Source organism: Okeania sp. SIO3B5 (assembly GCF_010692555.1).
GTDB lineage: Bacteria > Cyanobacteriota > Cyanobacteriia > Cyanobacteriales > Microcoleaceae > Okeania.
In genome coordinates this window covers 1-7,984 of record NZ_JAAHHG010000245.1, presented here as the reverse complement: position 1 = coordinate 7,984, position 7,984 = coordinate 1, and the positions used below count along the sequence as shown (strand labels likewise).

The 7,984-nt window shown below is 35.6% G+C and carries 5 protein-coding genes; 4 read left to right on the top strand and 1 reads right to left on the bottom strand.

Annotated elements, in window-relative coordinates:
• Window positions 1–192 precede the first annotated feature (192 nt).
• On the top strand, window positions 193–2,064 hold the full coding sequence (locus F6K54_RS26075; RefSeq protein WP_293083983.1) for a bifunctional serine/threonine-protein kinase/formylglycine-generating enzyme family protein: 1,872 nt from the start codon (window positions 193–195) through the stop codon (window positions 2,062–2,064).
• A gap of 453 nt (window positions 2,065–2,517) precedes the next feature.
• Window positions 2,518–2,643, top strand: a complete 126-nt coding sequence (locus F6K54_RS26070; protein ID WP_293083981.1) for a hypothetical protein — start codon at window positions 2,518–2,520, stop codon at window positions 2,641–2,643.
• 198 nt (window positions 2,644–2,841) lie between these two features.
• On the opposite strand, the gene F6K54_RS26065 is transcribed toward F6K54_RS26070, so the two are convergent.
• Window positions 2,842–2,967, bottom strand: coding sequence for a hypothetical protein (locus tag F6K54_RS26065; protein WP_293083978.1), 126 nt, complete (start codon window positions 2,965–2,967; stop codon window positions 2,842–2,844).
• Window positions 2,968–3,431: 464 nt separating this feature from the next.
• On the opposite strand from F6K54_RS26065, the gene F6K54_RS26060 reads away from it, so the two are divergent.
• Both F6K54_RS26060 and glpK read left to right on the top strand, forming a co-directional pair.
• Window positions 3,432–5,099 carry a glycosyltransferase family 39 protein gene (locus F6K54_RS26060; RefSeq protein ID WP_293083975.1) on the top strand — a complete coding sequence of 556 codons (1,668 nt, stop codon included), beginning with the start codon at window positions 3,432–3,434 and terminating at the stop codon, window positions 5,097–5,099.
• Between the two features lie 1,067 nt (window positions 5,100–6,166).
• A complete protein-coding gene (gene glpK / locus F6K54_RS26055) occupies window positions 6,167–7,681 on the top strand; it encodes a glycerol kinase GlpK (protein ID WP_293083972.1) in 1,515 nt (504 codons plus the stop codon).
• The last annotated feature ends 303 nt before the right edge of the window (window positions 7,682–7,984 follow it).

Here is a 7,984-nt window from a genome sequence, read left to right as displayed (position 1 = left end):
GATAGAGTACGGCAGTAGACTGAAAATTTGCCCATCAGAGAAAAAAGGAGAAAATCCTCAAAAAGAGCGAGAAAATGGGTTGCCAAAAAAAACTTGACATGATATCGTAAACATAATGGAAAAGGTGCGCTCATATATACTCAAAATAATCAGGCCAAAAACGTGATATTTTCCTAATTTAACCTCAAAATCATGCAGCCAGGAAAAATCCTGAGAAATCACTACAAAATAATAGACACTCTAGGAAGTGGAGGATTCGGAGATACCTACCTAGCTCAAGACTTAGACTTACCAGGCAAACCAAAATGCGTAGTCAAACATCTATCACCCAAAAGTTCAGATCCAGTAGTTTTAGCTATTGCCCAAAGATTATTTGAGAGAGAAGCAGAAACCTTATACAAACTAGGCAAAGACTCAGAGCAAATACCAAAATTATTTGCCCATTTTCAGGAAGGAACAGAATTTTACCTAGTACAAGAATATGTAGAAGGGCAAGATATAAGCAAAGAACTAACACCAGGAAAAAAATTAAGCGAGTCTTATACTATTGCCCTACTCAAAGGAATATTATCAGCATTAGCAGTAGCTCATCAAAATAATATTATTCATCGAGACATCAAACCAGAAAACTTGATGCGTCGTAAGTCAGACAAAAAAATAGTATTAATCGACTTTGGAGCAGTCAAAGAAATAAATGTATTAACCACAGCAAGCCAACCAGGAACAACAACTTTAACTGTGGCAGTCGGAACACCTGGTTATATGCCAAGCGAACAAAGTAATGGCAAACCAAGACTGAGTAGTGATATCTATGCAGTGGGAATGTTAGGAATAAAAGCACTGACAGGAAAAGAACCAAAAAGCTTACCAACAGATCAAGAGACAGGAAATATAATCTGGAGAAACCAAGCACAAGTAAGTAACCATCTAGCAAATATATTAGATAGGATGGTGCAGGAGTATTTTCGAGAACGTTATAAAAATGCTACTGAAGTATTAGAAGCATTAAAGATTCAAACTCCACCACAACCAAAACCAGCACCAACAATTCAATCTATACCAAAAACAAAACCTACACTCACACCACAACCAAAACCAGTACCAATAACTTCATCTATACCTAAAACTCAAACCCAACCTCATAAAACCAGAAGACAAATATTAATATTAGGAGGTTTAGCAGGGAATGGGTTTGTTGCAGCAATGTTAACTAAAGATTTGTGGAGTAGAATACCACAATCAAAAATTCCCATTCAGACATTTACCACCGTCACAGTTAACAGCAGAGGAGAAATAATTAGTCGCCCTCAACATCAAGCAGAAGTAATGACAGAAAATATCGGCAATGGAGTCACCCTAGAAATGGTAAAAATTCCTGCAGGTAGATTTCTCATGGGTTCTCCAGAGACAGAAGTAAAGAGAAGATATAGTGAAAGTCCACAACATTATGTAGAAGTGCCAGAATTTTTTATGGGAAAGTATCCAGTCACTCAAGCACAGTGGGAAGCAGTTATGGGATATAATCCTTCTTACTTTAAAGATGCAAACCGTCCTGTAGAAAGTGTAAGTTGGGACGACGCGACAGAATATTGTCAGAAAATTTCACAAAAAACAGGTAAAAAATATAGTTTACCCAGTGAGAGTCAGTGGGAATATGCTTGCCGAGCAGGAACAAACACACCATTTTATTTTGGCAAAACTATAACGTCTGAGTTAGCTAACTATCGTGGCGGCTCTACTTATGCTGATGAACCGAAAGGAAAATATCGTCAAGAAACAACAGATGTAGGAATTTTTCCTGCTAATGCTTTTGGTTTGTACGATATGCACGGCAATGTTTCGGAATGGTGTGCTGATGAATGGCATGATAATTATAAAGGTGCGCCTACAGATGGAAGTGCTTGGTTAGATGGAAATGATAATCGTTCTCCGCTGCGTGGCGGTTCCTGGTTCGACAATTCTGATAACTGCCGTTCTGCTATTCGTAGCTACAGCAATAGGCGCGGCAACTACTTCAGCAATTTTGGTTTTCGTATAGTATGCGATGGCGGGAGAACTCTTTAGCCCTTTAATTATTGGGGGTTGCTCGTCCCTACGCATGACTTTTTATTCAACGCAAAAACAGCATATCGCCACTGAATATATATAGAAGAGATGCTCACACCATCAAAACACCAGAAAAATCATCATTCTGTGAAGCACCAGCAAAAAAACAGTGACAACGCCGAAAAATTTTCACCCCATCAACACATCTATAATATTTACTCATAGCAATGTAGCTACCGCACTTGCTCCGCCAACACTATATTCACAAACCAAAATCATCATTTTGTGAAGCTCAAAAAAATCGGCAAGGATATTCCTCTTGCGTCGCCAAAAAAATCATGATACGATTTAATTATTGGGTGGTGTTCGCCCCTAAGCATGACTTTTTATTCAACATAAAAACAGCATATCGCCACTGAATATATAGAAGAGATACTCACACCATCAAAACACCAGAAAAATCATCATTCTGTGAAGCACCAGCAAAAAACAGTGACAACGCCGAAAAATTTTCACCCCATCAACACATCTATAATATTTACTCATAGCGATCGCTACGTTCAAGTCAAAAATCAAAAGTCAAAAGTCAAAAGTTAGAAGTAATCCCTAAGTGAGTTTGAGTGTTGATAATTGCCCTAACCTATTTAGCTAGTGGGATACATTCAGAAACAAAGAAAAATTATCATTTTGTGAAGCTCAAAAAAAATCGGCAAGGTTTTTCCTCTTGCATCCCCAAAAAAATTATGATAAGATTTAATCATTGGGGATCGTTCGCCCCTACGCATGACTTTTTAATCAACGCAAAAATAACATTTCCCCACTGAATATATAGAAGAGATACTCAGACACTAAAACCATCAACACATCAATAATATTGCTCAGGTAGAAGCGATCGCTATATTTACAAACCAAAATCATCATTTTATGAAGCTCCAAAAAATCGGCAAGGTTTTTCCTCTTGCATCCCCAAAAAAATTATGATAAGATTTAATCATTGGGGATCGTTCGCCCCTACGCATGACTTTTTATTCAACACAAGAACAGTATTTCATCACTGAATATATAGAAAGGATACTCAGACAGCAAGACAAAGCAAAATATCATCTTGTGAAGCTCCAAAAATGTATAGCATGACTTAAGGAAACCCTCGACAGTTAAGGATGTATACCTTTTTAACGTAAAACCCTCTGCCTATATATATTTGAGACTATTTTATGAATCTGTGAAGTTTAAATTCAACTAAACCCTTCTGATACCAATTCAGTGTTAAATAATTTCCTAAAATTACTGTATTATCAAAGTTTTGAGCTGATAAAATCTTACTTTTGACTTTTGACTTTTGACTTATAACTTCCGTGAAACGGTATTCCCTCTTCCTTCTGCAAATGACCAAAAAAATCAATCAAAAACTAATAATTTTTCTAGCATTTCTACTATTATCATTCTTCCTCAGATTCTGGACATTATTTGTATCAGTATTAGACAAAGACGAAAGCATCTATATATTAGGAGCAGATAATCTATTAAACAGCAACCTCCCTTATATAGAAATTTGGGATAATAAACCTCCAGGAATTTTTATCTTATTTTCCCTAACAATGCTAATCTTAGGAAAATCTATAGTATCAATCAGAATCTTATCCATTATCGCCACAACTTTTACCAGTTATTTCTTATATAGCATTGGTGCAGTAATTGACAAAAAACAAGGAGAGAAAATTGGATTATTAGCAGGAGCATTATACGCCATTTTTTCCCTACATAATGATGGTGCTGCTGCGAATGCAGAAATTTTGTTTGCTCCTTTAGTGACAGGAGCATTTTTATTATTATTTCGGAATAGGAAACCGTCAAATATTAAAGTATTTTTTATCGGTCTAATTTTAGGAATAGGGATGCAAATCAAATATTTAGTAGTTATGGATGTTTTGGGATTAACTTTATTGGGAAGTTTATTTCGGAAAGAAGAAGGAAGAAGGAAGAAGGAAGAAGCAGAAAGTAGGAAGAAAAAAATAAAACTTCAAAATAAAGTTCAGACTATAGAGATATTCAAAAATATTTCCTTTTCCCTATTTAAGTTTTACATGATTTTAGGTGCAGGCTTAATTTTACCTGCCATTATCATCGCAATTATTTATCAATTTTCAGGATATTTTGATGAATATATTTATGCAACCCTCACTACGAATAGTAAATATGTAGCAATGCTCAATTTTTCTTGGTCAGACCTTTTCAGTAGACTCAAGAAACAGGTATTAGGAAATATTTTATTGTGGTTATGTTTATTTTGGAGTCCGGTTTATTTGTTTGTCTTTGCTAGAGGTAAATTAAAACAAGAACGAAATTTAATCTATTTATTTTTGTGGTTTAGCTGTGCTTTTTTAGCAGTTTTATTATCAAAGCGATTTTATAATCATTACTTTTTACAATTATTACCTCCTTTGTGTCTAATTAGTAGCTATATCATGATTAAATCTGTTCATTTACCTCAAAAAAAATCTAGAAGTCAAGATTTATATGAAGAAGCCAAGAAACAGAAAAAAACCGTTACGATCAATTCCCGAAAATTTTATATTAACTTCCCTTTTGCCTTGTCAAATATACTTCTATTCCTAATTTTAATATATCCTTTTACCCAAGCAGGTTATAACAAATTAAGTAAAAATTGGGAATTTATTTATTATCGATATATAAAAAAAATAGATACATGGGATGACAGAGAAGCTTTGATTGCTAAATATCTACAGCAGAGAATTAGACCGACAGATTATATATATGTCGTCAATTATGAACCAATAATTTATTACCTAGTTCCCACAAAAATTCCCACAAAATATGCTTTTCCTAGTCATTTAACAGCCATGTCTCAAATTTTGCCTACAGATGCTCTGCAAGAATTAGATAAAATCATGGCGAAAAATCCCAGTTATATATTACTAGCAGAAAAAGATAATATTAGTCCAAAATATAGAAATCATCTCAATCAATATTTAGAAAAAAAATACTTTCTAGAAACCACAATTCAAAACGTCAGATTATATCGAATATTATAAAGAAGCGGTCAGCAGTCAGCGGTCAGCAATCAGCAAATCGAAAGACAATAAGGGGAATAAAAAACCGATGACAATACCAGACTTTTAGCTATTAGCTATTAGCTAGTTCCTGCAATCTATAAGTAAGGATTCAGCTATTAGCTATTAGCTGTTAGCTCTTATGAGGAGGTTTAAATGAATATAGACTTTACAGCCAGCTTTTATAGTAAGTATAAATTCTGCAAATCGAAAGACAATAAGGGGAATAAAAAACCGATGACAATACCAGACTTTTAGCTATTAGCTATTAGCTAGTTCCTGCAATCTATAAGTAAGGATTCAGCTATTAGCTATTAGCTGTTAGCTCTTATGAGGAGGTTTAAATGAATATAGACTTTACAGCCAGCTTTTATAGTAAGTATAAATTCTGCCTCAATTAGTAAAGCTTTGATCTAAAACTAAAAGCAATAGCTGATAGCTGACGGCTGAATGCTTACCTATAATACCATTTTGAAAAAATAATGTTACGAATAATAAGCACTATCAAAAGACTCCATAAGAAAGTCAAGTCTATGTGACGAAAAAGATAATTTACAACATCAAAAATGGCATTAAATCTATTCATTCTGAATTCTTTTTGCAGAGCATTCCGTAGGAAATTCTTACGAAATACCCTAGCTATTTATAGCAAACATTTATCAATTTGGTATAAGTAGCTAGGCGCGAATAAACGTCACTATGTAACGAAACTATGTAACGAAATGTTTATGCCGTCGAAACCCTTGAGATTGCTTCCTTCCACTCCGTTCCAGTCGCAATGACGTAGTTGTAAATTTTCTCACCTACCTACTTACACCAGCGCCCACTACTATAATACCCAATACCCAGAACAATAATAAGAAAAATTAAAATCTCTAGTCAAAATAGCGGTAATCGTGGTAAATAAAAAAAATCCCGAACCGACTATTACTATTGCAGTTAACTAGCTATTAGCTTTTAGCAGCTCTGGATTTAAATCCCCTTCTAAACGTTTACTGCTGACTGCTGACTGCTGAATGCTGATCGCTTTTTTAAAAAAATAATTTTTTATGACTAAAGACACCGAAAAATACATCCTAGCTCTCGACCTCGGTACAACAGGCAACCGAGCAATATTATTCAATTCTCAAGGCGCTAGTATCGGTCAAGCTTACAAAGAACTTACCCAATATTACCCTCATCCCGGTTGGTTAGAACACAACCCAGAAGAAATATGGGAAGACACTTATGCCATGATAGAACAAGTGTTCCGAAATACTAATATTTCCCCCTCAAATTTAGAAGCTATCGGTTTAACAGTACAACGAGAAACTTGTCTTCTCTGGGATAAAACTACAGGTAAACCCCTGCACAAAGCAATAGTTTGGCAAGACCGTCGCACCGCACCCATGATTCGAGAGTTAGCAGCAAAAGGCAAAGCAGAAAAAATTCAAAACTGTACCGGATTAGTTTTAGATGCTTACTTCTCAGCGACAAAACTATCCTGGATGCTGGAGTGGTTAAAGCGAGAACAACCCAATATTAACCTCAATAACGTATTGGCAGGTACTATCGATACTTGGATTTTGTGGAAACTAACTGGTGGGCAAATTCACGCCACCGACCATAGTAACGCCAGTCGCACTATGTTAATGAATATTGAATCCCTAAATTGGGATAGAGAATTATTAGACTTGTTTCAAATTCCTAGAGAAATAATGCCGGAAATCAAACCAAGTTTCAGCATATTCGGCAAAACAAAAGCAGACTTATTAGGAGTATCAATTCCTATAGCTACAGTTTTAGGAGACCAACAAGCTGCCTTATTTGCCCATGGTTGCGATCGCCCCGGAATGTTAAAATGTACTTACGGTACAGGTAGTTTTTTGATTGCTAATACTGGAGATAGTCTTACTAAATCTCAAAATCAACTATTATCAACTATTGGATGGACTCAACAAATAAACGGTGATTTGAAAACAGCTTACGCTCTAGAGGGGGCAATGTTTACCACAGGAGCTTGTATTCAGTGGTTACGGGATGGATTGAAACTCATAGACTCCGCAGCAGAAACTGAACATCTGGCAATGCAAGTCGAAGATACTAACGGTGTTTATTTTGTACCTGCTTTAAGTGGTCTCGGTGCCCCTCATTGGGATATGAATGCTCGCGGTGCTTTTCTCGGAATTACTGGAGGTGTGAAGCGGGAAAACATGGTGAGAGCTGTTTTAGAATCAATTGCTTTTCAAGTTAAGGAGGTTGTGGATGCTCTGAATAAAGATAGCGGAACTCTAATGACTAATCTAAAAGTTGATGGTGGAGGTTCGCAAAATAATTTTTTAATGCAATTTCAGGCAGATTTGTTAGGTATTCCTGTTGAACGCCCTGGGTTTATTGATGCTACTGCTCAAGGAGCTGCTTTTGCTGCTGGTTTGACAGTAGGTTTATGGGATGACTATCACAAATTGGTGAATAATAGTAGAGTTGGGCAAGTGTTTGAACCCGGTGAAAATGCTGCAAAAGTGCAAAAAAGTTTTATGGTTTGGCAAAAAGCTGTTAGTAGGGCGAAAAATTGGATGGAATAATTTTTAAAATGGGTTAAAAGTATTCGTAAATTATGCAGAGCTTCAGATAATATTAGTATTAACTAATACCTACGTTTTATTTTGAGAACTAATAAGGGCTTGCTGATTAATGATAAAAGTATTGATATATAAAGGTTTGAGAATTTTTAAGGCCTAAAAAAGTGCGCCTTTTTTAGTTGAAAACGCTCAAAAAGCTAGTATTTTGGGCTGACTATGGCAGAAAAATAAAGGGAAAATTCTTACTCCTACTTCCTCTATAATTCCCCGTTCCTCCTGTCTCCTGTCTCCTGTCTCCTGTCTCCT

Coding starts and splice junctions, on each gene's coding strand:
- F6K54_RS26060 (WP_293083975.1), top strand. CDS start 3,432: ATGACCAAAAAAATCAATCAAAAACTAATAATTTTTCTAGCATTTCTA.
- glpK (WP_293083972.1), top strand. CDS start 6,167: ATGACTAAAGACACCGAAAAATACATCCTAGCTCTCGACCTCGGTACA.
- F6K54_RS26075 (WP_293083983.1), top strand. CDS start 193: ATGCAGCCAGGAAAAATCCTGAGAAATCACTACAAAATAATAGACACT.
- F6K54_RS26065 (WP_293083978.1), bottom strand. CDS start 2,967: ATGATGATTTTGGTTTGTAAATATAGCGATCGCTTCTACCTGAGCAAT.